At 65.8% G+C, this 24,137-nt stretch carries 21 protein-coding genes; 14 read left to right on the forward strand and 7 right to left on the reverse strand.

The window, feature by feature from the left end:
• Positions 1–47: 47 nt before the first annotated feature.
• Entirely contained in the window at positions 48–890 is an 843-nt protein-coding gene (locus tag BLT96_RS01690; protein WP_090861347.1) for a spermidine synthase, read from the reverse strand.
• A 170-nt stretch (positions 891–1,060) separates the two neighbouring features.
• On the opposite strand from BLT96_RS01690, the gene BLT96_RS01695 reads away from it, so the two are divergent.
• Both BLT96_RS01695 and BLT96_RS01700 read left to right on the forward strand, forming a co-directional pair.
• Positions 1,061–1,336 (forward strand): hypothetical protein, encoded by a 276-nt coding sequence (locus tag BLT96_RS01695; RefSeq protein ID WP_090845007.1) that lies wholly within the window; start codon positions 1,061–1,063, stop codon positions 1,334–1,336.
• A gap of 2 nt (positions 1,337–1,338) precedes the next feature.
• On the forward strand, positions 1,339–1,881 hold the full coding sequence (locus BLT96_RS01700; RefSeq protein ID WP_090861348.1) for a macro domain-containing protein: 543 nt from the start codon (positions 1,339–1,341) through the stop codon (positions 1,879–1,881).
• Between the two features lie 83 nt (positions 1,882–1,964).
• Here BLT96_RS01700 and mscL read toward each other — a convergent pair whose 3' ends face one another.
• Genes mscL through BLT96_RS01715 form a run of 3 tightly spaced genes read right to left on the reverse strand, consistent with a single transcriptional unit; the run spans position 1,965 to position 4,814 of the window.
• Complete coding sequence (gene mscL / locus BLT96_RS01705; protein WP_090861349.1) at positions 1,965–2,405, reverse strand: large conductance mechanosensitive channel protein MscL; 441 nt, start codon at positions 2,403–2,405, stop codon at positions 1,965–1,967.
• Between the two features lie 4 nt (positions 2,406–2,409).
• Positions 2,410–2,871: a D-aminoacyl-tRNA deacylase gene (gene dtd, locus BLT96_RS01710; protein ID WP_090861350.1), complete on the reverse strand. Its 462-nt coding sequence runs from the start codon at positions 2,869–2,871 to the stop codon at positions 2,410–2,412.
• Complete coding sequence (locus tag BLT96_RS01715) at positions 2,868–4,814, reverse strand: carboxypeptidase M32 (RefSeq protein WP_245719295.1); 1,947 nt, start codon at positions 4,812–4,814, stop codon at positions 2,868–2,870. Before BLT96_RS01715 ends, dtd begins: the two co-directional genes overlap by 4 nt.
• Positions 4,815–5,122: 308 nt before the next feature.
• On the opposite strand from BLT96_RS01715, the gene BLT96_RS01725 reads away from it, so the two are divergent.
• The 8 genes from BLT96_RS01725 to BLT96_RS01760 all read left to right on the forward strand — a co-directional run bounded on the left by BLT96_RS01725 (position 5,123) and on the right by BLT96_RS01760 (position 15,023).
• Positions 5,123–6,073, forward strand: a complete 951-nt coding sequence (locus BLT96_RS01725) for an ROK family protein (protein ID WP_090861352.1) — start codon at positions 5,123–5,125, stop codon at positions 6,071–6,073.
• Between the two features lie 200 nt (positions 6,074–6,273).
• Positions 6,274–6,726, forward strand: a complete 453-nt coding sequence (locus BLT96_RS01730; RefSeq protein WP_090861353.1) for a fructose PTS transporter subunit IIA — start codon at positions 6,274–6,276, stop codon at positions 6,724–6,726.
• A 196-nt stretch (positions 6,727–6,922) separates the two neighbouring features.
• Positions 6,923–7,792 carry an HAD family hydrolase gene (locus BLT96_RS01735; RefSeq protein WP_090861354.1) on the forward strand — a complete coding sequence of 290 codons (870 nt, stop codon included), beginning with the start codon at positions 6,923–6,925 and terminating at the stop codon, positions 7,790–7,792.
• A gap of 399 nt (positions 7,793–8,191) precedes the next feature.
• The gene (gene pheS, locus BLT96_RS01740; RefSeq protein WP_090845023.1) at positions 8,192–9,259 is read left to right on the forward strand and encodes a phenylalanine--tRNA ligase subunit alpha; all 1,068 of its coding nucleotides are present in this window, start codon (positions 8,192–8,194) and stop codon (positions 9,257–9,259) included.
• Between the two features lie 90 nt (positions 9,260–9,349).
• A complete protein-coding gene (pheT, locus tag BLT96_RS01745; RefSeq protein ID WP_090864088.1) occupies positions 9,350–11,821 on the forward strand; it encodes a phenylalanine--tRNA ligase subunit beta in 2,472 nt (823 codons plus the stop codon).
• Positions 11,822–12,074: 253 nt separating this feature from the next.
• Positions 12,075–12,788, forward strand: a complete 714-nt coding sequence (locus tag BLT96_RS01750) for a hypothetical protein (protein ID WP_090861355.1) — start codon at positions 12,075–12,077, stop codon at positions 12,786–12,788.
• Positions 12,789–12,851: 63 nt separating this feature from the next.
• Positions 12,852–13,589, forward strand: a complete 738-nt coding sequence (locus BLT96_RS01755) for a GntR family transcriptional regulator (protein ID WP_090845028.1) — start codon at positions 12,852–12,854, stop codon at positions 13,587–13,589.
• A 63-nt stretch (positions 13,590–13,652) separates the two neighbouring features.
• Complete coding sequence (locus BLT96_RS01760; protein ID WP_090861356.1) at positions 13,653–15,023, forward strand: alpha-amylase family glycosyl hydrolase; 1,371 nt, start codon at positions 13,653–13,655, stop codon at positions 15,021–15,023.
• A gap of 117 nt (positions 15,024–15,140) precedes the next feature.
• On the opposite strand, the gene BLT96_RS01765 is transcribed toward BLT96_RS01760, so the two are convergent.
• The 3 genes from BLT96_RS01765 to BLT96_RS01775 all read right to left on the reverse strand — a co-directional run bounded on the left by BLT96_RS01765 (position 15,141) and on the right by BLT96_RS01775 (position 18,265).
• Positions 15,141–15,509, reverse strand: a complete 369-nt coding sequence (locus tag BLT96_RS01765) for an arsenate reductase family protein (RefSeq protein ID WP_197674377.1) — start codon at positions 15,507–15,509, stop codon at positions 15,141–15,143.
• 148 nt (positions 15,510–15,657) lie between these two features.
• Positions 15,658–17,109, reverse strand: coding sequence for a pyruvate kinase (pyk, locus tag BLT96_RS01770; RefSeq protein WP_090845032.1), 1,452 nt, complete (start codon positions 17,107–17,109; stop codon positions 15,658–15,660).
• Positions 17,110–17,260: 151 nt separating this feature from the next.
• A complete protein-coding gene (locus BLT96_RS01775) occupies positions 17,261–18,265 on the reverse strand; it encodes a 2-hydroxyacid dehydrogenase (RefSeq protein WP_090861358.1) in 1,005 nt (334 codons plus the stop codon).
• Between the two features lie 372 nt (positions 18,266–18,637).
• On the opposite strand from BLT96_RS01775, the gene BLT96_RS01780 reads away from it, so the two are divergent.
• The 4 genes from BLT96_RS01780 to BLT96_RS01795 all read left to right on the forward strand — a co-directional run bounded on the left by BLT96_RS01780 (position 18,638) and on the right by BLT96_RS01795 (position 24,100).
• Positions 18,638–19,012, forward strand: coding sequence for a hypothetical protein (locus tag BLT96_RS01780; RefSeq protein ID WP_090861359.1), 375 nt, complete (start codon positions 18,638–18,640; stop codon positions 19,010–19,012).
• Between the two features lie 283 nt (positions 19,013–19,295).
• Positions 19,296–21,971: a cation-translocating P-type ATPase gene (locus tag BLT96_RS01785; RefSeq protein ID WP_090861360.1), complete on the forward strand. Its 2,676-nt coding sequence runs from the start codon at positions 19,296–19,298 to the stop codon at positions 21,969–21,971.
• Between the two features lie 6 nt (positions 21,972–21,977).
• A complete protein-coding gene (gene rsgA, locus BLT96_RS01790) occupies positions 21,978–23,174 on the forward strand; it encodes a ribosome small subunit-dependent GTPase A (protein WP_090861361.1) in 1,197 nt (398 codons plus the stop codon).
• A gap of 182 nt (positions 23,175–23,356) precedes the next feature.
• Positions 23,357–24,100 (forward strand): SAF domain-containing protein, encoded by a 744-nt coding sequence (locus BLT96_RS01795; RefSeq protein ID WP_090864091.1) that lies wholly within the window; start codon positions 23,357–23,359, stop codon positions 24,098–24,100.
• Positions 24,101–24,137: the final 37 nt, after the last annotated feature.

A 24,137-nucleotide genomic window follows, 5' to 3' on the forward strand; every position in this document is an offset into this window, starting at 1 on the left:
ACGTGCGGGCGGGGCAGGTACGGCAGACGGAGGCTTGAGCGGTGGGGCTAGTCGCGAAGCACGTCCCCCGCGGGGTCGCAGGAGAGCTCGAACGCGCCCTCGGGCGCGAGCGGCGCGTCTGACGCGACGACGACGTTGTTGTCCTCCACGTCCGGCTCGTCCGTGGAGCACGGGATGACGTACACGTGCGAGAAGACCTCGCGAAGCGTGCACGTGACGTCGCGAAGGAGCCGCGACCTCTCTCCCTCGAGCGCGGACACGACGTTTGCCACGTAGATGCCGTCCCGTGCGAGGCGGCCCCTCGCGACGCGGGCGCCCTCGAGCGTGGCGAGGGAGCGCGTGGGCAGAAGCGCCCCGAAGCAGTCGTTTGCGATTACGTCGTAGCGCGCGTGCCCGTAGCCGCCCTCCAAGAACGCGCGGCCGTCCATGTTGGTGGTGCTGATGCGCGAGGAGCTGCCGGGGCTCATCTGGTCGAGGCGGTCCAGCAGGAAGTGGTCGCGCGCGAGCTGCGAGACCGCGGGGTCGACCTCGACCACGTCCACGCGGACGTCCGGGTCGTGCGCGACGAGGTACTTGGGAAACGCGTAGCCGCCCCCGCCGAGCATGAGAACGCGGCGGGGCCGCCGGCCCATGGCCTCCATTGCGCGCGCGAACAGCCGGTGGTACGGGAAGACGAGCTCGCACCAGGAGTCGTCCAGGTAGGTGGCGCTCTGCCACGTGCCGTCCACCTCGAGCACGCGGACGGGCGCGCCGGAGGCGTCGTGCACGTCCACGACCTGCGTGGGCCCGAACATGGTGTCGGCAGATGCCACGACGACGCGGTCGCGAAGCAGCCGTTCGCCGGCGCTTTCCAGCCAGTCCACGAATGCCCTTGCGATCCTGGCGCGCATGCTCTTCTCCCATTCCCCTGTGGTGGACGTTCGTGCGATGATGCGTGGTGCGACGCTACCACGATAGCGCTTGTGGCGTGGCGCGCGGACGCCGTCTGGCGAGCAGGGTGAATCAAAGCCGGCTCGCCGGGAAGACTTTATGGGTGGCGATGCCTTGGAAAGGATGACCGATGGCGACAGGACTGCACTGTTCCGATTGCATATTCAGCAGCTTTTCGTACAACGAGGAGTGGGGGAGGTACCAGGGCTCGTGCAGCAGGGGCTACACGCTGGCCGACCCGCACGAGACCCGCGACCCCGACATGTACTTCGCGAAGAGCCCGCGCGACCTTGTGCCGCTGACGGACCCGTGGGGCAGGGAGTATTTGCGCACGGATAACATCTGCAAGCAGTTTCTGCGGCCGACCGATCCAGACGCGGCCCGCTACCTGCGCAAGAAGGACTAGCCATGCTCTGTGTGGTGCAAGGCTCCGTCGTGGACCAGCATGTGGACGCCATTGTGAACGCCGCGAACCACACGCTCTTGGGCGGCGGGGGCGTGGACGGTGCCATCCACCGCGCCGCCGGGCCGGCCCTGCTTAAGGAGTGCCGCACGCTTGGCGGCTGCCGCACGGGCGAGGCGAAGGCGACGGGCGCGTATGGCATACGCCAGGCGCGCCATGTGATCCACACCGTCGGTCCGGTGTACAGCGCGAGAAGGGCGGACGAATGTCGGCGGGAGCTTGAGTCTTGCTATCGCTGCTCGTGCGAGCTGGCGCTGGGGCTGGGCGACGCGTCCATCGCGTTTCCGGCGATATCGTGCGGCGTGTACGGCTATCCGCTTGAGGAGGGGATGGGCGTGGCGCTCGAGGTGCTGGCGTCGTACGCGCCGCGCTTCCAGAGGGTGGTGCTCGCGCTGTTCAAGTCCGGAGAGTATGCCGTGGCGCGTGACGTGGCGGCGGGGCTGTATCACGTGCGGGAGGAGCCGGAAGGGCTCGTCGTCCTGGCATAGTGCCAACGCCAATGGGCTTTGCACAAGAAACGGGCCCCCGGCGCTGCCGGGGGCCCGTTACGTAACGGTGCTGGTGCGGGCGCCTACGCCTTCGCGCGGGCGCCGCCGGGAATCTCGCCGCCGCAGTGCGGGCAGCGGGTGGCGCCGGCCTTGACCTCCTCCAGGCAGTGCGGACACACGGGGGCCGCGGCCTCCTCCTTCTGCTCCTGTGCGTGCGTGAGCTTCGCCGTGGCCTCGCTCAGCCTGTTCACGCTCTTGACGAGGATGAACACGATGAGCGCCACGATGAGGAAGTTGATGACGGAGCTGATGAACGCGCCGAAGTCGATCTTGGTGCCGGGGACCACGAGGCCGGAGATCTCCGTTCCGCCGCCGGTCAGGAACGTGATGAGCGGGTTGATGATGTTGTCCGTGAGCGACGTGACGATGCCGGTGAACGCGCCGCCGATGATGACGCCGACTGCCATGTCCATCACGTTGCCGCGACTGACGAACTCCTTGAACTCCGCGAAGAACTTGCTCATGGGGCTACCTCCTGGGTCTTGACAGCTCGTCCGTGTCGAGCCATATGGTGATGGGGCCGTCGTTTACGAGAGACACCTGCATGTCTGCGCCAAAGACGCCGTGGCCTACGTGACGGACGTCGTTGGCGGCGAGCTCGAGGAAGTTGTTGTACAGGCGCTCTCCGAGTTCTGGGGGAGCGGCGTCCGTGAACGACGGCCGGTTGCCGCGCCTGCAGTCCGCATAGAGCGTGAACTGGCTCACCACGAGCACCTCGCCGTCCACCTGTGCCAGCGAGAGGTTCATCTTGCCGTCACGGTCGTCGAACACCCTGAGGCGGAAGATCTTCTCCCATAGGCGCCGCGCGGCCTGCTCGTCGTCGTTGGGGCCGACGCCCAGAAGGACGAGAAACCCGCGGCCACAGCTTCCCGTGACGCTTCCGTCCACGGATACGCTGGCCTCGCTGACGCGCTGGACGCATGCCCTCACGCCTGACCGCCGTCCTCGGGCTCCGCCATCCTGACGCCGTAGATGGCGCAGAACTTCTGGAGCAGGTAGTCGGTGTAGTAGGTGGCGTTGAACGGCTCGCCGCACGCGTTCTGGATGAGCTCCGCGGAGTCCTTGGAGCGGCCGTACTGCCAGATGCGCGTGCGCAGCCACTCGCGCACGGGAGCGAGGTCGCCCTTGGAGAGCAGGCCCTCCCAGTCCATGCCCTCGGCGATCATCTGGTGGCGCAGCTGCGCGCCGATGGCGCCGCCGAGCGCGTAGGTGGGGAAGTAGCCGAACAGGCCGTCTGCCCAGTGGGAATCCTGCAGGCAGCCATGGGTGTCGTCCGGGACGTCGACGCCGAGGTAGTCCTTGTACTTCTGGCCCCAGACCGCAGGCACGTCCTTGGCGGCGATCTGGCCCGAGAAGAGCATCTGCTCTATCTCGTAGCGCACGAGCACGTGCAGCGGATAGGTGAGCTCGTCGGCCTCGGTGCGGATGAGGCCGCCCTCGGCCCTGTTGACCGCGAGGTAGAACTGGTTCGGCGTGACGCGACCGAGCTGGCCGCGGAAGTGGCTTGCCATGGTCTTGAGCAGCGGTGCGGCGAACGCGCGGCTACGGCCGACGTAGTTCTCGAAGAAGCGGGACTGCGCCTCGTGCATGCCGGCGGAGGTGCCGCCCTTGAGCGAGGTGTAGTTGAAGTCCGGGTTCACGCCGCACTCGTACAGCGTGTGGCCGCCCTCGTGCAGCATCGTGTACACGTTCGAGACGACGTCGTTCTCGTACACGTGGGCGGCGATGATGGAGTAGTTGGTGGTGAGGGCGTCGGAGTACGGGTGCTCCGTCGTGGTGACGAACAGGGCGTCGCGGTCGAGCCCCTCGAGGTCGACGAGGTCGCTTGCGAGCGCCCACTGGCGGCGCTCGTCGAAGCGGCCCTCGATCACGGAGCGGTCCGGCTGCCAGCCGCGGCGGCGGATCTCTGCGAAAAGCGGCACGACGATGCCCTTGACCTGGCCGAAGAACTCGTCGTAGAACGCGCGGTCGCAGCCATGCTCGAAGCTGTCGAGCCAGACGTCGTACGGGTCGGCGTCCGCGTTGCGATAGTGGGCGATCTTGACCATGGTCTGGACGATCCTGTCGAGGTAGGGCTCGAACGACGCAAAGTCGTTCGCGGCCTTCGCCCTCTGCCAGACGCTGTCAGACTCGGCGAGCAGGCGCGTGAAGTCCATCTGGACGTCGTCCGGGACGTCGACCATCTGCGCGCGGTCGCGGCGCAGAATCTTGACCTGGGCCTTTTGGGTCTCGGTCAGGATATCGGGCATGGAGTTGAGACGCTCGAGCATGGCGCCGGTCTCCGGGTTGCAGACGAGCTCCTTATCCTCCTGCTCGAGGATGGCCTGGGCCTCGCCGCGGTCGCCCACGGCCTTCGCCGGGTCGATGGACGGGCCGTAGCACGAGATGCCGATGCGCGCGTAGCGGTGCGCGTACAGGTGACGCTCCAGGTCGTTAAGGGAGGCGATGTCCTCCTTGGGGTTGCTGATGGCCGCGGGAGCCGGCTTTCGCGGCACGCCCATGGCCTCGCGCCCGTCCGCCGGCTTCGGCCGACTGGGCCTGGCCGCGTGGGGCGCCTCCTCGTCGGCGGCCTCCGGTGCCGCCTTCGCGACCTCCTGACGGTACATCTGCTCAACGGCATCAGCCGGCTCCACCGGCTCTGGGGCGGGTGCGGGCTCCGGAGCCGTTGCCGCGGGCGTCTGCTCGGCCTCGTCCAGGTTGGGACCGCGCTCTATCGTGAGGTCGCCATCGCCGACGGGCTCGCCCTCGACAACCGGTGCGGGATCCTCGAACCTGTCGGCCGCGTGGGCGAAGATGCTCAGGAACGAGGGCACTGCGCCGGTGGACGCGGCCTTTCTCGCCTCTTGCCTGCGCTTGGAATCATCTGAGGGCATGTTCTTCTCCTTGCCTGCCCTGCCATGGCCGGCGTGGTGGCCGGTGGTGGTGGGGCTGCGGAATTCGTGCTACTGATGCACAAGTCTAGCGTGATTGGAAGGTTTGCGGGAGCGGCGACACGCGCGATTTGGTGCGTTGACGCGCATGGGGCGCCGTGCGGCGCCAACGCTTGCTCGCCCGTCGACCAGATGCGCTCCCAGGCGGACATGTTGCGGGTTCTGGGCGTGCGCGCGGCCGACTTGGACGATACTCTTAGGTATTTGGAACACGTTGTCCGTCCCGGCGCGTGCCGGGGAGAGGAGCCCTTATGAGTTGCGTGCTGGGTATCGACATTGGCGGAACGAGCATCAAGGCGGGGCTGTTTACGCCGGAGGGCAAGCTCGTGGAGGTGAAGAAGATCCCGACCGGAGCCATCGACGACGAGAAGGCGTTCGCGGAGGTGTGCGAGGGGCTGAGCTCGCTCGTGGTTGGCGCCGGATTCTTGCCGGACGACGTGGCGGCTGTGGGGCTGGACATCCCCGGACCCGTGGATGACGGCGGCCGCGTGGGCATGCTGCCGAACATAAGGCTCGACCCCGACGGGCTGAAGACCGCGATCAAGCACGAGTTTGGCAAAGCGGCCCTCGCGTTCGTGAACGACGCGAACGCGGCGGCGCTCGGCGAGCTGTGGCAGGGCTCTGCGCGCGACCTTTCGAGCTTCGTGATGGTGACGCTGGGCACCGGCGTGGGCGGCGGCGTCGTGACCGGCGGAAAGCTGGTCTGCGGTGCGTTTGGCGCCGGTGGCGAGATCGGCCACATCACCGTGAACGCGGGGGAGACGCGCGTGTGCGGCTGCGGGCGCAGGGGCTGCCTGGAGCAGTACGCGTCCGCGACGGGCATCGTCTGGCTGTACCAGCAGGCATGCAAGGCCGATGGCGGCGAGCACCCGAAGCCGGAGCACGCGACGGACACCATCACGGTCTTCGACGCGTGCCGCGACGGCGACGCGTGCGCCGAGCGCGCCATCGACCAGATGTGCGACACGCTGGGCCTTGCGCTTGCGCAGATCAGCTGCGTGATTGACCCGGCGGCGTACCTGATTGGCGGCGGCGTGGCCGGCGGCTTCGACCTGTTTGCGGAGAGGCTTGCGGCCTCGTTCAGGTCGCACTGCCTCTCGACCAGCGCGAGCGCGCGCATCCTGCCGTGCAGCCTCGGCAACGAGGCCGGCATGTACGGCGTCGCATACGCGGCGCTGCAGGAGGCTGCGAAGGGCGAGTAACGCCAGGTGCGAAGGCTGGGCGAGAAGTGCGTGGCCGCGCTCTTCTCGCCCGCAATGGTGGCGACGGACGGTGTCGGGAGGAAATGTCCACGAATGCGTGAGCAGCAAACTTTTGCTTCTTTTATGACGTTGGCCACCGTTTACGCGGATACAATTGGATTTAAGAGTGTTGGTAACCGGCTTTGCCAAAGGAGACTGTCATGGCAGATTTCGTTAAGTCGTCCCACGTGTTTCTTGACAACCCTGCGAAGAACGTAGACGAGGCTCTTGAGTTCCTGTCGAAGAAGATGGTCGAGCTCGGTTATGCCGACGACGAGAAGGCAGTGCTGGACGCCTTCAAGGCTCGCGAGTCCGAGGGCACCACGGGAATGATGGACGGCTTTGCCATTCCGCACGCGAAGAGCGATGCCATCAAGCAGACGGCCGTCCTGCTGGTGAAGTTTGCCGGCGACATCGAGTGGGAGTCGATGGACAAGAAGCCCATCAAGGTCGCCATTGCGATCTGCACCCCGCAGGAGGACAAGGGCACGACGCACCTGCAGCTACTGAGCGAGGTCGCCATCATGCTGACGAAGGAGTCGTTCCGCAGCGACCTTCTGACCTGCGACGACCCCGAGAAGCTTGCCGCGATCGTCGCGGGCTGCTTCGAGTAGGACGAGCTGGGCGCCGTCGGCTTGGGCCGGGGGCATGCAGGAGCTTTTGATCGGGATGCGGGGCTCGGCCAAGGCCGGGCCCCGTTTGCATGGCGGGGCGTGCTGCCAGGAGCAGGCGTTGCCGTGACGGGAGCGGGCGTTGCCGTATCATACGCTGTGATGTTTTATGGCACACACCGCGCGAAAGAGGAACGAAATGGCACGTCAGAAGATCAGGCTCATCCTTGCGGACATCGACCGCACGCTGCTTCCGTGGGGGCTCGACGCCGTGCCGCCCCGCACGCGCGCGGCGATGCACCATGCCATGGAGGCGGGCATCCATGTGGGGCCGGCCACGGGACGCGGCTTCGACTGGCTGGAGCCGCTCTTCTCGGGCGACGCGGAGTGCTTCCGGACGTGCGTCGCGACGAACGGGAACCAGGTGTTCCTGGACGGCCGCAAGATTCGCGAGGCCAACTTCAGCGGCGGCGCGCTTGCGAAGGTGACAAAGGTCGCGGCGCGGTTTCCGCATGCGGGGGTCATCGCGTTCGACGGCGCGACGCCCTCGCTCGTGAGCGGCGACCTCGAGGACCTCAGGGCAACGTTTCCCGCGTACGCCGCGGCCTGTCGCACGCGTCCGGATGGCACGGCGATGGGGCTTCCGGACTTCGCGGCGACCAAGGCTAACGTGTTTCTGGCCCAGGAGTCCGCGGACGGCGCGCTTGCGCCTGCGGGCGAGAAGGACTCGCGCGCCATGGTCGAGGCCCTGAACCAGGGGGTGGACGGCCTCGACTTCGACTATCCGCAGCCGGGCTTCACGAACGTCATGCGCGCGGGGTGGAACAAGGCGACGGGCATACTCGCGCTGGCGCGCGAGCTGGGAATCGGCACGGACGAGGTCGTGGTCTTCGGCGACGCCGGGAACGACCTCTCTATGTTCGAGGCCATCCCCAACTCCGTGGCGGTGGAAAACGCGACGCCGGAGGCGGCTGCGGCCGCCCGCTGGCACATTGGGCCGAGCTCGAAGGAGTCCGTGGCGGACGCGATCGAGTCGCTCGCCGCGGGGGAGTGGCCGTTTACCGCGTAGCGCGCGACGCATGCGACCCGTCCCCGTCGCCCGCGCGTCCCGCGCGCTGCGAGTTGTGAATGTCCGCGTTCTTCTCGCCCTTGGGGGCGTTCTGTGCTATCCTCAGCCACTAGGCAATGACGGAGAGGTTCGGCCGTCGCGTCGCCGGAGGACAGAGAGGGAGCTCATCGGCTGAGAGGCTCCTACGAAGGCTGACGGACGAAGTTCACTCCACCAGCCGCGACCTGAACGCCCGCGGGCAGACGCCGGCAAGTAGGGAAGCCGTCCGCCCCACGGAACGGGGCTCAACGAGTGGGTGCTCGCGAGAGACAACGTGAACGCCAATCAAGGTGGTACCGCGGATAACTCCGTCCTTGAGCCATGTGCTCGAGGACGGTTTTTGTTTAAAGGGGGATTTTCATGGCAATGTCGGACGACCTGAACGCGATTCAGGAGCGGGTGCAGGAGGCGCTTGCGGGCGCGCACAGCCTGGAGGACCTTGAGAAGATCCGCGTGGCGGCGCTGGGCAAGAAGGGCTCGCTCACCGCGATCATGCACATGATGGGCAAGGTGCCGCCCGAGGAGCGCCCCGCGATGGGCAAGCTCGCGAACACGGTGCGCGCCAACGTGGACAGTGCCATCAAGCAGGCGCGCCTCGAGATCGCGAAGCGCGCGATGGACGAGAAGATCATGGCGGAGGCAGCCGACGTCACCTTGCCGGGACGCAGGCTGAGCCCCGGGACCGAGCACCTCATCAGCCAGATCCGCGAGGAGATAGAGGACATCTTCTGCGGCCTGGGCTACACCGTGGAGGACGGCCCGTACGTCGAGACCACCTATTACAACTTCACGGCCCTGAACGCCCCGGAGGATCACCCCAGCCGCTCGGCGAAGGACACGTTCTACGTGGTGGACAACGCGCCCGAGGGCAAGGAGAAGCACGTCCTGGGCGAGTCGGACGTCCTGCTGCGCACCCAGACCTCCGGCGTGCAGGTGCACACGATGGAGGAGAAGAAGCCCCCCATCTACATGATCTGCCCGGGCACGGTGTTCCGCCCCGACACGGCCGACGCAAACCACCTGCCGCAGTTCACCCAGGTCGAGGGCCTCGTCGTGGACGAGGGCATCACGTTTGGCGACCTTAAGGGCACGCTGGACTACTTCTGCCGCGAGATCTTTGGCAAGGACCGCGCCACGCGCTACCGTCCGCACTTCTTTCCGTTCACGGAGCCCAGCTGCGAGGTCGACGTCAGCTGCGGCGTGTGCCACGGCAAGGGCTGCCGCTTCTGCAAGAACACCGGCTGGCTCGAGATCCTGGGCTGCGGCATGGTGGACCCCAACGTGTTCCGCTACTGCGGCATCGACCCCGAGAAGTACTCCGGCTTCGCCTTCGGCATCGGCGTGGAGCGCGTCGCGGCCCTGCGCTACGACCTGCCGGACCTGCGCATGCTCATGACCGGCGACATGCGCTTCCTCAGGCAGTTCTAGCTGCCGCGCACCCCGCGCACGCGGGGGCGCACCCCAGACAAAGGCGACGTGCGGGCGGCCGCGCAGGCTCCCGCAAAGAAAGGCAACAAGATGCGTGTCTCTTATGAGTGGCTCAAGACCATGGTGGACGTGCCCGAGGACCCCCAGGACCTCGTGAGGGAGTTCGTCCGCACCGGCACGGAGGTCGAGGCGGTCGAGCGCGTAGGCGCGGACATCACCCGCGTCGTGACGTCCCAGGTGCTCGAGAAGGTGCCCCATCCGGACTCCGACCACATGTACGTCTGCAAGATGGACGTGGGCAAGTACAACGTGGACGAGAAGGGCGAGCCCTGCCCGCTGCAGGTGGTGTGCGGCGCCCAGAACTTCGAGGTGGGTGACAAGACCGTCACCGCACTCGTGGGCGCAACCCTGCCCGGCGACGTCAAGATCAAGAAGGGCAAGCTCCGCGGCGTCGACTCGTTCGGCATGAACTGCTCCAGCCGCGAGCTCGGGCTCGACGCGGACCACTCCGGCATCATGATCCTGCCGAAGGACGCGCCCGTGGGCGTCGACTTCGTGGAGTGGAAGGGCATGAGCGACACGGTGATCGACTGCGAGATCACGCCGAACCGCCCGGACTGCCTGTCCATGTGCGGCATGGCGACCGAGGTCTCGGCAATGCTCGACGAGGACACCCACATCGAGCTCCCCGCCATCAAGAACGAGTCCGCAGAGTTCGGCCGCACGGCCGACATGGTCGACGTCACGATTGACGACGCGGAGCTGTGCGGCCGCTACACCGCGCGCGTCGTGCGCAACGTGAAGATAGGCCCCAGCCCCGAGTGGCTCGCAAAGTGCGTCATCGCCGCAGGCGCACGCCCCATCAACAACGTGGTCGACGTCACCAACTACGTCATGTTCCTCACGGGCCAGCCGCTGCATGCGTTCGACCTGGGCAAGGTTTCGGCACGCGACGGCAAGCGACACATCGTCGTGCGCGCGGCGCACGAGGGCGAGAAGCTCGTGACCCTCGACGGCCAGGAGCGCACGCTCACGCCGGACATGGCCGTCATCACGGACGATGGCAACGCGCCCGTGGCGCTCGCCGGCGTCATGGGCGGCCTGAACTCAGACATCGACGACGGCACCGTGGACGTCCTTCTCGAGAGCGCCGTGTTCGACAAGGGCCACGTCAGCCGCACGAGCCGCAACCTCGACCTCATGAGCGAGGCGTCCATCCGCTACGAGCGCCAGGTCGACGGCGCGCGCTGCGCCCTGGTGAGCGACGTCGCGGCCGCGCTGTTCGAGCAGTGCTGCGGCGCGGACGTGTGCGAGGGCATGGTCGACGCGTACCCCGCGCCGGTCGACGCGCCGCAGATGGACCTTCGTCCCGACCGCGTCCGCGCGCTCACGGGCGCTCCCATCGAGACCGAGTTCATGGCGCGTCGCCTGGAGCGCCTGGGCTGCACCGTCGCGCGCGGCGCGGACGAGCACGCTCCCATGCACGTGATCGCGCCCACGAACCGTCCGGACCTCACGCGCGAGATCGACCTCGTCGAGGAGGTGCTGCGCCTCTGGGGCGAGGGCGACGTCGAGCCCACGCTCCCCGCTGCCAAAAACCATGCCGGCGGCCTCACCGTCGAGCAGCAGCGCGTGCGCAAGATCGGTCAGGTCCTGCGCGCGAGCGGCCTCAGCGAGACGTCCACGTACAACTTCGCCGACCCCAGGGACCTCGAGCGCCTCGGCATGAGCGAGGAGGGCCGTGGCGTCCCCGTGAAGATCATGCGCCCGCTCGTGGCCGACCAGTCCCAGATGCGCCGCGACATGATCCCGGGACTCCTCCGCTCCGTGGCCTACAACCTCGACCATGGCGTGCAGAACGTCCACCTCTACGAGGTCGGCCGCGTCTTCTTCGGCCACGAGCACAAGAGCCAGCCCGACGAGCCCAGCTACGTCGCCGGCGTCATGTGCGGCGCGTGGAACGACGACCAGTGGAACAGGAAGTATGGCAAGCTCGACTTCTTCGACGCCAAGGGCGTGGTCGAGAACCTGCTTGACGCCCTGCGCATCACGAAGGTCCGCTTCAAGGCCGCGGACCCCAAGCAGTACGGCTGGCTCCAGCCCGGCCGTGCGGCCGAGGTCCTCGCCCAGGGCGAGCTGCTCGGCTGGGTCGGCAACATCCACCCGTCGAGCCTTAAGAACTTCGACCTGGACGTCCCCGTCGTCGCGTTCGAGCTCTCCGTCAAGGCGCTGCTGCGCCTTGCCCAGCGCGAGCTCCCGTACAAGGAGGTCCCGACGCTGCCCGGCGTCTCCATCGACCTCGCGCTCGTCGTGGACGAGGACATGACGTGCGAGCAGGTTGTCCAGCGCATCCAGAGCGCGGGCGGCAAGCTCCTTTCGGACGTACGCCTCTTCGACGTGTACCGCGACAAGGTCCGCGTGGGCGAGGGCAAGAAGTCCATGGCCTTCTCGCTCACCTACCGCGCGGCCGACCACACCCTCACCTCCGAGGAGGTCGAGAAGGCCCACAACAAGCTCGTGACGAAGGTCATGAAGTCCACCGGAGGCGAGGTCCGCAGCTAGCGGCGCGCAATTCGCCCCACGCTCCGCCCCATTTGCGGCGTACGGCTTCCGTCCCGTCGTACGGGTGCCGTGCGCCGTCGCCGGGCGAGAAGGGCGCGTCCCCCGGTCGTGCCACGGCCATGGGCCAAAGGCCCCTCCCGGGCAGTGTCTCGGAGGGGCTGCCTGCCGGCGTTGGGTGCGAACTTGGTGTCTTTGGCTGCCGATGCGCCATGCTTCGTGCACGCCTTCGGCGTTTACGCATAGAATGGACCCTATGCCAAGCTGGAACATACATATCGCCCACGTGCAGCGCCTGCTCCACGAGCAGGACGCGCGGGCACTGGGCATTCGCGACGCGAACGCGTTCCTGTTCGGCAACCTCGTGCCGGACATCTACGTGGGCTACCTGGTGCAGCCCATCTCACGCAAGGTGCCGTACCGGGTGACGCACTTCGCGGATCCGGCCTTCGTTCCGCAGCCGGCGTACTGGGACTTCTGGACGCGCTACGCGCGCGCCTCCGCGGACGAGCGCGGCCGCGTGTCCGACGTGGTGCTCGGCGCGTGGATGCACCTTCTGGCGGACAACGTGTACAACGCCGCTAACAACCGCTACATAGCAGAGCGCGGCATAGAGCCGGGGGAGGAGACCCGCAAGCGCAAGCAGGCGGACTTCGACCTGTTTGGCCGTACGCTCGAGCTTGACATAGCACCGCAGGTCAGCAGATCCGTCCTGCAGCAGGCGGCCGCGTTTCCGCAGTATCCCATAGCAGAGGCGGACGCGATTCGCGCCATAGCCGTCGCGGACGACGTGGTGGAGCAAAACAGCGAGCATCACATCGCGGACACGCCGCGCTATTGCATGCTCGACGCGTCGTTCTTCTCGCAAACGTACGAAAATGTCTATCATCTAATGGTCAGGAATCTGAGGGCCTACGCCGAACGTGGCGCACTGGAGTGCGGCGAGATCGGCAGCGACGGCAACGCGTAGGGCGGTCGCAGGCGCACGAGGCTAAATGCGGCGATCCACTGGCTGCCGCGGAAGGGTTGATGCATGCCCAAGTTCGACAAGTCTGATGGCGAGCTGCTGTACGTCCAGGTCTCGGACTACGTGCGCGAGAAGATCTACTCAAAGGACTGGGGGGTGGACGAGCCCATCCCGTCCGAGCACGAGCTGATGGATATGCTCCACCTGTCCCGCGGCACGGTCCAGAAGGGCATCCGCCAGCTTGTGGACGAGGGGCTGCTCGTGCAGCAGCGCGGCCGCGGCACCTTCGTGGTGCAGCCCGTCATGGCGCGGCCGAGCTCCAACCGCCTGCTCTCGTTTGGCGAGTCCATGAGCGCGCAGGGCATAAAGTACCTGACGAGGGTCGTGAAGTCCGAGGTGAGGCAGGCAGGCCCCCTCTGCGCGGAGAACCTGCAGATAGACGTGGGCGATGACTACCTGTACCTGTGCCGCGTGCGCTACGTGAGCCACCGCGCCGTGATGTTCATCGAGAGCCACCTGAACCTGAGCGTGTGCCCTGGGATCGAGGACGCGAACTTCGAGCACGAGGCGCTGTTCGCGGCCGTGGAGCGAACGAGCGGGCACGAGATCGGCCGTTCCGAGATGGTCTACACCGCCCGCACGGCGGGCAAGGTGAGGGGAGGCTACCTGGAATGTGACGAGCATGCGCCGGTGCTGGAGCTTGACCAGCTGGTCAGGCTCGACAACGGCGTGCCGTTCGAGTGGGGCAGCGTCTGGTTGCCCGCAAACAGGTGCGTCATCAGCAACGAGACACACCGCGCCTAGCGCGGACGCCTGCCAAGGGCGGCGGGCCGGGCGAAACACACGTCCCGCAATGGGGGAGGCTGTATGAGCTGGTACGAGGAATCGGTTGTCTATCAGGTCTATCCGCTGGGGCTCACGGGTGCGCCCTACCAGAATGACAGGACGAGCGAGCCCGTGCACAGGCTGCGCAAGCTCGTGGACGACGGCTGGGTGGAGCACATGCACAGGCTCGGCGCAACGTGCCTGCTGCTGAACCCCGTGTTCGAGAGCGAGGCGCACGGCTACGACACCATCGACTACACGCAGGTGGACCGTCGCCTTGGCACAAACGACGACCTGCGCTACGTGGTGTACGCGTGCCACGAGGCGGGCATCAAGGTGCTTTTGGACGGCGTCTTCAACCACGTGGGCCGCAGCTTCTGGGCGTTCGAGGACGTCCGCAAGAACCACCAGGCAAGCCCGTACGCCGGCTGGTTCAACATCGACTGGGGTTCCAACGACGAGTGGGACGACGGCTTCAACTACGAGTGCTGGGAGGGCGTCCGGCACCTCGTGAAGCTCAACCACAACAACTTCGAGCTGAACGACTACCTCGCGAAGGTCATCCGCGACTGGGAGACGGAGTTCGATGTCGACGGGCTGCGCCTTGACGTCGCATACTGCCTGGACCGGGGCTTCCTCGGCTACCTGCGCCGCATCGCGAACGAGCTTTCGCAGAAGCGTTCTTCTCGCCTGGGCGAGAAGGGCGGGAAGTTCCTGCTTTTGGGCGAGACCATGTTCGGCGACTACAACCAGTGGATGGGCGACGACCTCTGCGACTCCGTCACGAACTACGAGGCGTACAAGGGCTTGTGGTCGTCCGCGAACTCTGCAAACATGCACGAGATCGCGTACTCGCTCGAGCGTCAGAGCGGCTCGCACCCGTGGGACCTGTATACCGGCCGGCACCTGCTCAACTTCCTCGACAACCACGACGTGCCGCGCATCGCGACGAAGCTGGACGACAAGCGTCAGCTGCGGCCGCTGTATGGTCTGCTCTTTGGCATGGCGGGCGTCCCGAACGTGTACTACGGAAGCGAGTGGGGGATCGAGGGCGAGCAGCTCCCGGGCGATCACGAGCTCAGGCCTGCGCTCGATGCGCCGGGGTGGAACGACCTAACGGATTGGGTCTCTGCCCTCGCAGAGTGCCGCAAGCCCGGTCACCCCGGCGCGGAGGCGCTGGCGTGGGGCGACTATTCGCAGGTTGCGGTACAGCCCAAACAGCTGCTGTTCCAGCGCCAGAGCGAGCACGAGCGTCTGTTCGTGGCCATAAACATCGCGGCGGAGCCCTACACGTTCCACTTCGACGCTGGCTGTGGCAGGGCGCAGGACGTGATAGACGGCTCGGACCACGACTTTGGCGGTGGCAGCGAGGTCGAGCCCTTCTCGGCGCATTTCTGGCTCTGCGAGAGGTAACGGGCGGCCTTGTGCCCAGATCGATCAAACGCCATCGGGGCGCCCGGCTCACAACTGCCCGGCGCCCCGATTTCGTCCCCGATTTCGTTGTAGATGCTTTCCCGCTAGGCTTTCCCGCTAGCCCAGGAGCCGCTGCTCCCACTCCGCTTCGCGAAAGCCTACGAGCACGAGGTCTGCCCCCACCAGAAGTGGGCGTTTCACGAGCATGCCGTCCGTGGAAAGCAGCTGGTAGCACTCCTCGTCGGACATGCCTGGCAGCCTGTCCTTCAGTCCCATCTGACGGTAGAGCATGCCGGACGTGTTGAACAGCCTCCTGATGGGAAGCCCGCTGCGCGCGTGCCAGGTGGCAAGCTCCTCGGACGTGGGGTTCTGTAGCGTGATGTCGCGGTACTCGTAGGGTATGCCGTGCTCGTCCAGCCACTTGATGGCCTTCTTGCACGTCGAGCACTTGGGATAGCACAGTGCCGTGATCATGCCTGCGGACATGGCTCCTCCTGTCTGCCGTAGCCTTTCGCGCCGCCCGTGGGCGGCCATGCCATGTGGCATTCATTCTATCTATAATCCGTCGCATGAAAAAAGGGCCGCCCCTTGAGGGACGGCCCCGAAGCATGTCCTTGCCTTAGCCGACGGGCTCTTACTGAATCTGGGAGACCATCGCCATGTTGGTGGACGTGATGTAGTCGCCCTGAGAGGGTGACGTCTGCGGGTCACCGGCGGTGACGACCACCAGGTCGCCGGTATCGACGACGCCGTTCTCCTTCGCGACGGTCAGCGCGTTGTAGCACGTCGCGGACAGAGAGCCCTGCTCGGTGGTCTTGTACGCGTCGACGCCCCACTGGAAGCACGTCTTGCGGATGGCGTGGTTCGAGGGCGACATCGCGACGATGGGGATGCGGGGACGGAAGTTGGAGATCAGGCGAGAAGTGCGGCCACTGTGGGTCGGGCAGATGATGCACTTCGCGTTCACGCGCTCCGCGACCTCCGCGGCCGCGAGACCGATGGCGGAGTTGACGTTGCGCATGCCGCCACGGTCGTGGTACTCGCGACGCTCGGGGAGGTACTTCTCGGTCTCCCTGCAGATGGAGGCCATCATCTTGACGGCCTCGACGGGATACTTGCCCGCCGCGGTCTCACCGGAGAGCATGACGCAGTCGGTGCCGTCGTAGATGGCGTTCGCGACGTCGTTTACCTCGGCGCGGGTCGGGCGCGGGTTGCGGATCATGGAGTCGAGCATCTGGGTGGCCGTGATGACCGGCTTGTAGCTCTGGGCGCACTTCTTGATGATGATCTTCTGGATGTGCGGGACCTCCTGCGCGGGAATCTCGACGCCCAGGTCACCACGGGCAACCATGCAGCCGTCGGAGGCGGCAAGAATCTCGTCGAAGTTCTTCACGCCCAGGGCGCTCTCGATCTTGGGGAAGATGTACACGTTGCGAAGGCCATTGTCCGCGCAGAGCTTGCGGATCTCGTCGACCGCCTGGGCGTTGCGGATGAAGGACGCGGCGATGGCGTCGATTCCAAGCTCGCAGCCAAACATGATGTCAGCGATGTCCTGCTCGGTGACGGACGGCAGGCCAATCTCGACGTTCGGGACGTTGACGCCCTTCTTCTCGCCGATCTCGCCACCGTTCGTGACGACGCAGTGCATGTCGTTGCCCTCGACGTGGTCGACCTCGAGGCCCACGAGGCCGTCGTCGATCAGGATGATCGATCCCTTCTCGACCTCCTTGGGGAGGTTGAGGTAGTCAAGGGAGATGTGTCCGGCGTTGCCGTGCCAGTCCTCGGTGGTGGGCTGAGCGGTGACGACAATCTTGTCGCCGGTGTTGACGGTGACCTTCTGGCCACCCTCGAGAAGACCCGTGCGAACCTCGGGGCCCTTCGTGTCTAGCATGATCGCGACGGGAATGCCAAGCTCCTCGGAGATGCTGCGGACACGCTCGATGTTCTGGCGGTGGTACGCGTGGGATCCGTGGCTAAAGTTGAAGCGGGCCACGTTCATGCCGTTCTTGATGAGCTCGCGCAGAACCTCATCGCTCTCGGTCGCGGGTCCCATCGTGCAGACGATCTTGGTCCTCTTGGTAGACATGCTGTTCCTTTCTGCCATAGAAAAAGGCGAGCCACAGTGTGCGGCTCGCCTGGAAACGCTTTCAAACCGCTTGCGCCCTATTGTAAACCGCTGACGGCAGACTTAGTTGGCGATGTTCAAGGAAATGGTAATGACCGCGATTCCTAGTCATCTAGCAGACGACGCTGCGCTCGCTGAACTCCTCGCCCTTCGCGTAGCGCTCTGCGTTGTCCAGCGTGACCTGGGCAATCTGCTGCAGCGCCTCGTAGGTGAAGAACGCCTGGTGCGAGGTGAGGACGACGTTGGGGAAGGAGCAGAGGCGGGCGGTGATGGAGTGGCCGAGGATTTGGTCCTCGCGGTTCTGGTACACGTTCGCGTTCTCGCCCTCGTACACGTCGAGGCCGGCAGCGCCGATCTTGCCAGAGCGGATGCCGCGGATGAGCGCCTCAATGTCGACGAGACCGCCGCGTGCGGTGTTGATGAGGATGACGCCGTCCTTCATCTTGGCGATGGTGTCGTCGTTCACGAGGTGATAGCTCTCCTCGTTCAGGAAGGCGTGAAGGCTGATGAGGTCGGCCTGCTCGTAGATGGTGTCGTAGTCGACGTACTTGTCAATCACGCCGTCGTCAACGAGCTTCTGGTTGGGATAGAGGTCCGCGCCCAGGACGGTCATGCCGAAGCCCTTGCAGATGCGGGCGAGCGCGGCGCCGATGCGGCCGGTGCCAATGATGCCGGCGGTCTTGCCGTGCAGCGTGTGGCCGACGAGGCCGTCGAGCGAGAAGTCGTTCTCGCGGACGCGGATGTACGCCTTGTGGATGTGGCGGTCGGCGCAGAGGGCGAGGGCGATGGCGTGCTCGGCGATGGCCTCGGGGGAGTAGGCGGGGACGCGGGTGACCTTCATGCCGATGGACTTCGCGAAGTCGACGTTTACGGCGTCAAATCCGGCGCAGCGCATGAGGACGAGGCCGACACCGAGGCCGCGGAGAATCTCTAGGGTCATTGCGGAGACATCGGCGTTAACGAAGGCGCAGACGGCGTCATAGCCCTTGGCGAGTGCGGCGGTCGTGGGCGTGAGGTTCACCTCGGTGAAGTCGACCTGAACGTCAGGATAGTTGGGGAGTTCCGCCGAGAAAGACTTCTTATCGTAGCCACGCGTGCCAAAGAAAAGAACCTTCATGCCTGATCCTTTCGTCGTGGCGGCGCAATGCCGCCTTGCCTAGGCTGTGCTTGCCAGCCGCTAGCCTATCGATACACCAAATTATAGCGACGACACGACCCGTTGGCGCTTGCCAGGGCAAGTATGTGGTGGTCAGCGCCGATTTGTCTACGTTCGTGCGGTCAACCGTCGTATGGACCAGTCCATGGCGCGGGGGGCCAGCCCCTCTTCGGAAAGCCCGTCGCACACGGCCAAAACCGTTCTCCAAACGACACTGCGGCCGTGCTAGCCGGGGCGCCATCTGTGCCTTCTGGAGAATCCTCCTAAGGTAGTTGACGAAGACACGGGTACCATAACGAGAGCAACGATTGTCACTCTTGAGAGGACGTGCAAATGGACAAGGAGACGTTGGCATACACTGCGTCCAAGGTGGATGAGATACTCGCTGCTCCGTCTGCTTCGGAGGACACGAAGTCATTCGCCCGGGCTTGGAAGAGCGCCGTCACGAACGGCGATGATGTGGACAAGGCCACCGATACCTTCCTGGATGCCATCAGCGAGCACCGGACCACCATCGACGACCTCATTGCGTTCGCAGGCTCCGATGTGGGGAAACAGGTATTCGGCGAGGAAGGGGCGAACGCGATGGTCGCCCACTCCAAGAAGCGCAAGGAGGCGGGCGCAATGTTTTGCGACTGCGCGGCCTGCAGGCCTTGCCATGAGCTGCTCCACAAGTTCGGGCGCGAGAAGGCAGACGTATACCTGTGACGTTCTGCGGCGTCGGGCGTAACGGCTGGGCGAGATACGGAAACGGCAACATCGCCATGTCTCTCGGCAGCATGGGGCGGGTTTCGAAGCCCGCCCTTTGTTTCTGGGGAGTTTCTGTCCAAGGCCACACAAGCCAAGCGCTTCTCGCCCGCGCGATGACCCTTGGGTAGAATGGGTGACGTCATGTTGGGCGTCCGGCATGGCAACCTTGGTGAGCCCTTGCCCCTCCTGGGGAATTATGATCGGGCATCAATCTGCCGGACGAATGATCCAGGAGGGAAAATTGAAGGAATACCTGCAAGACTCCTCGGCAGTCCTCGAGGCCGTCGGCTCCGACGGCGAGCGCGGGCTGACTGCGGGGGAGGCTGCCGCGCGCCTCGAGCGTGACGGCTTGAACAAGCTCAAGGAGGCCGAGAAGGACCCGCTGTGGAAGCGGTTCCTCGCGCAGATGGCCGACCCCATGATCATCATGCTGATCGTGGCCGCGGTCATCTCGGCGCTCACCGGCATCGCCCAGGGCGAGGCCGACTTTGCGGACGTGATCATCATCTGCTTCGTCGTGGTGGTGAACGCCGTGCTCGGCGTGGTCCAGGAGTCCAAGGCCGAGGAGGCCCTGGCCGCCCTGCAGGAGATGTCCGCCGCGCAGAGCAAGGCGGTCCGCGACGGCAGGATCGTGGCGGTGCCCTCCTCCGAGCTCGTCGTGGGCGACGTGGTGGTGCTCGAGGCGGGCGACTCCGTCCCGGCGGACTGCCGCATCCTCGAGAGCGCCTCGATGAAGATCGAGGAGGCCGCCCTCACGGGCGAGTCCGTGCCCGCGAACAAGGTCGCCGGGACGCTCGACGCCCCCGAGAGCGGGGACGTCCCGCTCGGCGACCGCAAGAACATGTGCTACATGGGTTCGACCGTGGTGTACGGCCGCGGGCGGGCCGTCGTGGTCGCCACCGGCATGGGCACGGAGATGGGCAAGATCGCCGACGCGCTGTCCCGCGCGACCGACGAGGAGACCCCTCTCCAGAAGAAGCTCGACGAGCTCTCGAAGGTCCTCTCGATCATCTGCATCGTGATCTGCGCCCTCGTGTTCGGCGTCACGTGGCTTAAGCACGGCATGGGCTTCTTCAACAACATGCCCCTGGTGCTGAACACCTTCATGGTCGCGGTGTCGCTCGCCGTCGCCGCCATCCCCGAGGGCCTCGCGGCCGTCGTGACCATAGTGCTGTCCATCGGCGTAACGAAGATGAGCCAGCACAACGCGATCATCCGCAAGCTCTCGGCCGTCGAGACCCTCGGATGCACGCAGGTCATCTGCTCCGACAAGACGGGCACCCTCACGCAGAACAAGATGACGGTCGTACGCCACTTCACCGAGGACCAGGACAGGCTCGTGCGCTGCATGGCGCTCTGCTCCGACGCGAAGTGGGACGAGCAGAGGGACGAGGCCGTGGGCGAGCCGACGGAGGCCGCGCTCGTGGCCGACGCCGCGAAGCTCGGCTTCACCTCGGGCGACCTCGACGCGGCGAACCCCCGTGTTGGCGAGGCCCCGTTCGACTCCGGCCGCAAGATGATGTCCGTCGTGAACCTCGCGCCGGACGGCAACTACGTCCAGCACACCAAGGGCGGCCCGGACGTCGTGCTCGCCCGCTGCACCATGGTCCGCACGGCCGAGGGCGACGTGCCCCTCACCGACGAGCGCCGCGCGCGCATCATGGAGGCCAACAAGGCCATGGCGGACGACGCCCTCCGCGTGATGGCGGCAGCCCGCGTCAACTACGGCAAGGAGGAGCCGAAGTCCTTCTCGCCCGAGGCGCTCGAGCACGACATGACCTTCCTCGGGCTCTGTGGCATGATCGACCCGGTCCGCCCCGAGGTCGGGCAGGCCGTGGCCGAGGCCCATGCCGCCGGCATGAACGTCGTGATGATCACCGGCGACCACATCGACACCGCCGTCGCCATCGCGAAGGAGCTCGGCATCGTCGCCGACCGCTCCCAGGCAATCACCGGCGCAGAGCTCGACCGCATGAGCGACGAGGAGTTCTCGAGGAACATCTCCAACTACGGCGTGTACGCCCGCGTCCAGCCGGAGCACAAGACCCGCATCGTCGACACGTGGAAGAGGCTCGGCAGGGTCGTCGCCATGACCGGCGACGGCGTGAACGACGCCCCGTCCATCAAGCGCGCCGACATAGGCATCGGCATGGGCATCACGGGCACCGACGTCACGAAGAACGTCGCCGACATGGTGCTCGCGGACGACAACTTCGCCACGATCATCAACGCCTGCGAGGAGGGGCGTCGCATCTACGACAACATCAGGAAGTCGATCGCCTTCCTGCTCTCCTCCAACCTCGCCGAGGTCATCTCCGTCTTCGTCGCGTCCCTCATAGGCTTCACCATCCTCGAGCCCACGCACCTGCTGTGGCTGAACCTCATCACCGACTGCTTCCCCGCCCTCGCGATGGCGATGGAGGAGGCCGAGCCCGACATCATGGAGCGCGAGCCCCGCAGCTCCACCGACGGCATCTTCGCCGGCGGCATGGGCCTCGACTGCCTCGTCCAGGGTGCGATGATCGGCGCGCTCACGCTCGCCTCGTACTTCGTCGGCCTGCGCTTCGAGGGCGTGCCCCTCGCCGACGTGCTCTCCGGGGCCGACAAGGGCCTCGACGGCATGACCATGGCGTTCCTCACGCTCTCCATGGTCGAGATGTTCCACTCGTTCAACATGCGCAGCCGCCGCAAGTCGGTCTTCTCGCTTCCCACGCAGAACAAGTGGCTCTGGGGCGCCTTCGCGCTCTCCCTCGTCCTGACGTTCGTGGTCATCGAGACCCCGCTCGCCCGGGCGTTCGACTTCGCCGAGATCAGCGCCGCGGAGTACGGCATCGCGATGGCCCTCGCGTTCCTGATCATCCCGCTCGTGGAGGCCTACAAGGCCATCATGCGCACCGTCGAGAAGAACAAGGCGTAACGGTACATGGCAAAGCGCGCTCACAAGTCCAGCAGAGCTGACAAGCGCAGAGCGGTCGCCGGTGGGGCCCACGAGGCCCTGCCGGCGCTCTCTTCTTTGTCCGAGCTGCCGGCATACACGGAACTCACCGCAAGCGACCGCCAGCGGTCGGCTTTCGAGCGGGAGGTGGAACGGACCATCAACGCGGGCGAGGCCAGGCGAGAAGAGCTCGACCTCGGCTGCGTCGCTCGCCTCGACCGCGGCTTTCCCGCGGTCATCACCCCACGAGGCGTCTACCGCACCGAGTTTGCGGCGTCGCTCACCAAGGGGGACGACAACTCACGCGCCGCGGTGGGCGACTGGGTCTGCGCCCGGCGTCCCGAGGGGCATGACATGGGAATCCTCTGCAAGATTCTTCCGCGCGAGAGTGACATCGCAAGGTGGAAGGGGGGTTCGCGCGGCGAGAGGCAGACGCTTGCGGCAAACGTCGACACGGTGCTCGTGACCCAAGCCCTTGGTCCCAACCCCATTTCTGTCGATAGGGTCGTCCGGTCCGCGGTCATTGCGCGCGATTGCGGTGCCGACATCGCCGTGGTCCTCACGAAGGCGGACCGCGCCGGCGCATCGATGCTACAGACGGACGTCGCGCTCATCCAAGAGGTGCTTGGGCAGGACGTTCGCATCGTCGCGACCTCAGCTGGCGCCTCGGGGCGAAGGACGGTGGCGGGCCTCAGGGACGCGGCCGATCGCTGCGGTTCGGGATGGGGCGAGGATGATGTCCGAGGTCTCGTTCCCGCGGGGACGGTGGCAATCGTCCTGGGCGAGTCGGGCGCAGGCAAGTCGACGCTGTTGAACGCGCTGTTGGGTCGCGAGGCGCTCGAGACCGGCGCGGTCCGTGCGTCTGACGATATGGGGCGCCACACCACCGTCGCAAGGCGCATGGTCTCCCTTCCCGGCGCTGGCGTGATCGTCGACGAGCCCGGTCTTCGGAGCCTTCCGCTCGTGGGTCACGAGCGCGGCCTTGCGAAGGTGTTTCCAGAGATCGCCGAGGCTGCACGGTCCTGCCGGTTCCGGGACTGCACGCACACCCACGAGCCTGGATGCGGGGTGAGGTCTGCGTTCGCCGAGGGGAAGTTCTCAAAAGAACGACTCGATGCATACGTTTCGCTCGCCTCCGAGATGCGTGCCAGCGCAAAGACGCTCGATCCGGACGTAGTGTTGTAACCGAGGGCGACATAGCCGTTTTACACCATGGCCTAGCTGCGATTTTCCAAGTGCAGCTAGGCTGAATTTATGCGCAAGGAAACTGATAGGCCACTTTTAAGACTCGCCGTCACATGGTTGCCGGTGGCGCAGACTCTTGTCTACAAGACGTGCCCAAGCGTGACAGGGATGGGGGTTCGGCCATGTCTCTCAGATTCAGGCTTGTATTCGCCAGTGCCTGCGCAGTCCTCGTTCTTCTCGCCTTCACTGCCTATGGCAACCACGTGCGCGCCCAGGCCGAGCAGGTCAGGAACGCGGCGATTGCCCGCTATGGCGGCGAGGTCGTGAGCCTTGTGGTTTCGAACTCGGCCCTCGAGCCAGGGCAAGTGCTGGGCGAGAAGGACGTGTCCGTGCGGGACTGGGTGGCGGACCTTGCGCCCCAGGGGGCGCTCACGAGCTTGGATGACGTTATTGGTCGTGAGGTTACCGTGCCCGTGAGCAAGAACGCCCCCATCACGAAGCTCACGTTCAGGGACTCTTCGGAGCTTGCGGACATCCCGTCGGGCCATGTGGCCATGAGCGTGCCCGTCAACGACAAGCTTGGCGTGACGAAAGGCGTTCCGCAGGGAACGAGGCTGCTTGCATACGAGGTCACGGACGAGGGGTCGAAACTGCTGAGCGAGGATGTGACGGTGTTGTCGGCACCAAGTTCCACGAGCTCGATGGGTGTGACGGTGCAGATTTCCCTTGCCGTGCCGGCAGACGACGTCTCGTCGCTTTTGGACGCAAGCGGGAGGGGAGATTTGAGGCTCGTGATGCCTGCCGACGACGTTAAGCAACCCGAGGAGGTTGCGGTGGCGCCAGAGCCTAAGGCTGATAAGACCGAGGAGGGCTCCGGGGGCGTTGTCGAGGGAAGTCCCCGAAGCCTGGCCGATGAATCGAGGTAGGGAGGCGCTGAGGATGGCGGACAGATGGCTGGGATGG

Source organism: Parafannyhessea umbonata (genome assembly GCF_900105025.1).
In the GTDB taxonomy this organism is placed as follows: Bacteria; Actinomycetota; Coriobacteriia; order Coriobacteriales; family Atopobiaceae; genus Parafannyhessea; species Parafannyhessea umbonata.

Excerpts from the sequence above, each read along its gene's own strand:
- mscL (WP_090861349.1), bottom strand. The coding sequence starts at position 2,405 with ATGAGCAAGTTCTTCGCGGAGTTCAAGGAGTTCGTCAGTCGCGGCAAC.
- BLT96_RS01725 (WP_090861352.1), top strand. The coding sequence starts at position 5,123 with ATGAGTTGCGTGCTGGGTATCGACATTGGCGGAACGAGCATCAAGGCG.
- BLT96_RS01750 (WP_090861355.1), top strand. The coding sequence starts at position 12,075 with ATGCCAAGCTGGAACATACATATCGCCCACGTGCAGCGCCTGCTCCAC.
- pheS (WP_090845023.1), top strand. The coding sequence starts at position 8,192 with ATGGCAATGTCGGACGACCTGAACGCGATTCAGGAGCGGGTGCAGGAG.
- BLT96_RS01795 (WP_090864091.1), top strand. The coding sequence starts at position 23,357 with ATGTCTCTCAGATTCAGGCTTGTATTCGCCAGTGCCTGCGCAGTCCTC.
- BLT96_RS01700 (WP_090861348.1), top strand. The coding sequence starts at position 1,339 with ATGCTCTGTGTGGTGCAAGGCTCCGTCGTGGACCAGCATGTGGACGCC.
- pheT (WP_090864088.1), top strand. The coding sequence starts at position 9,350 with ATGCGTGTCTCTTATGAGTGGCTCAAGACCATGGTGGACGTGCCCGAG.
- BLT96_RS01690 (WP_090861347.1), bottom strand. The coding sequence starts at position 890 with ATGCGCGCCAGGATCGCAAGGGCATTCGTGGACTGGCTGGAAAGCGCC.
- BLT96_RS01730 (WP_090861353.1), top strand. The coding sequence starts at position 6,274 with ATGGCAGATTTCGTTAAGTCGTCCCACGTGTTTCTTGACAACCCTGCG.
- pyk (WP_090845032.1), bottom strand. The coding sequence starts at position 17,109 with ATGTCTACCAAGAGGACCAAGATCGTCTGCACGATGGGACCCGCGACC.
- rsgA (WP_090861361.1), top strand. The coding sequence starts at position 21,978 with ATGGCAAAGCGCGCTCACAAGTCCAGCAGAGCTGACAAGCGCAGAGCG.
- BLT96_RS01755 (WP_090845028.1), top strand. The coding sequence starts at position 12,852 with ATGCCCAAGTTCGACAAGTCTGATGGCGAGCTGCTGTACGTCCAGGTC.
- BLT96_RS01780 (WP_090861359.1), top strand. The coding sequence starts at position 18,638 with ATGGACAAGGAGACGTTGGCATACACTGCGTCCAAGGTGGATGAGATA.
- BLT96_RS01765 (WP_197674377.1), bottom strand. The coding sequence starts at position 15,509 with ATGTCCGCAGGCATGATCACGGCACTGTGCTATCCCAAGTGCTCGACG.
- BLT96_RS01735 (WP_090861354.1), top strand. The coding sequence starts at position 6,923 with ATGGCACGTCAGAAGATCAGGCTCATCCTTGCGGACATCGACCGCACG.
- BLT96_RS01695 (WP_090845007.1), top strand. The coding sequence starts at position 1,061 with ATGGCGACAGGACTGCACTGTTCCGATTGCATATTCAGCAGCTTTTCG.
- BLT96_RS01775 (WP_090861358.1), bottom strand. The coding sequence starts at position 18,265 with ATGAAGGTTCTTTTCTTTGGCACGCGTGGCTACGATAAGAAGTCTTTC.
- BLT96_RS01760 (WP_090861356.1), top strand. The coding sequence starts at position 13,653 with ATGAGCTGGTACGAGGAATCGGTTGTCTATCAGGTCTATCCGCTGGGG.
- BLT96_RS01715 (WP_245719295.1), bottom strand. The coding sequence starts at position 4,814 with ATGCCCTCAGATGATTCCAAGCGCAGGCAAGAGGCGAGAAAGGCCGCG.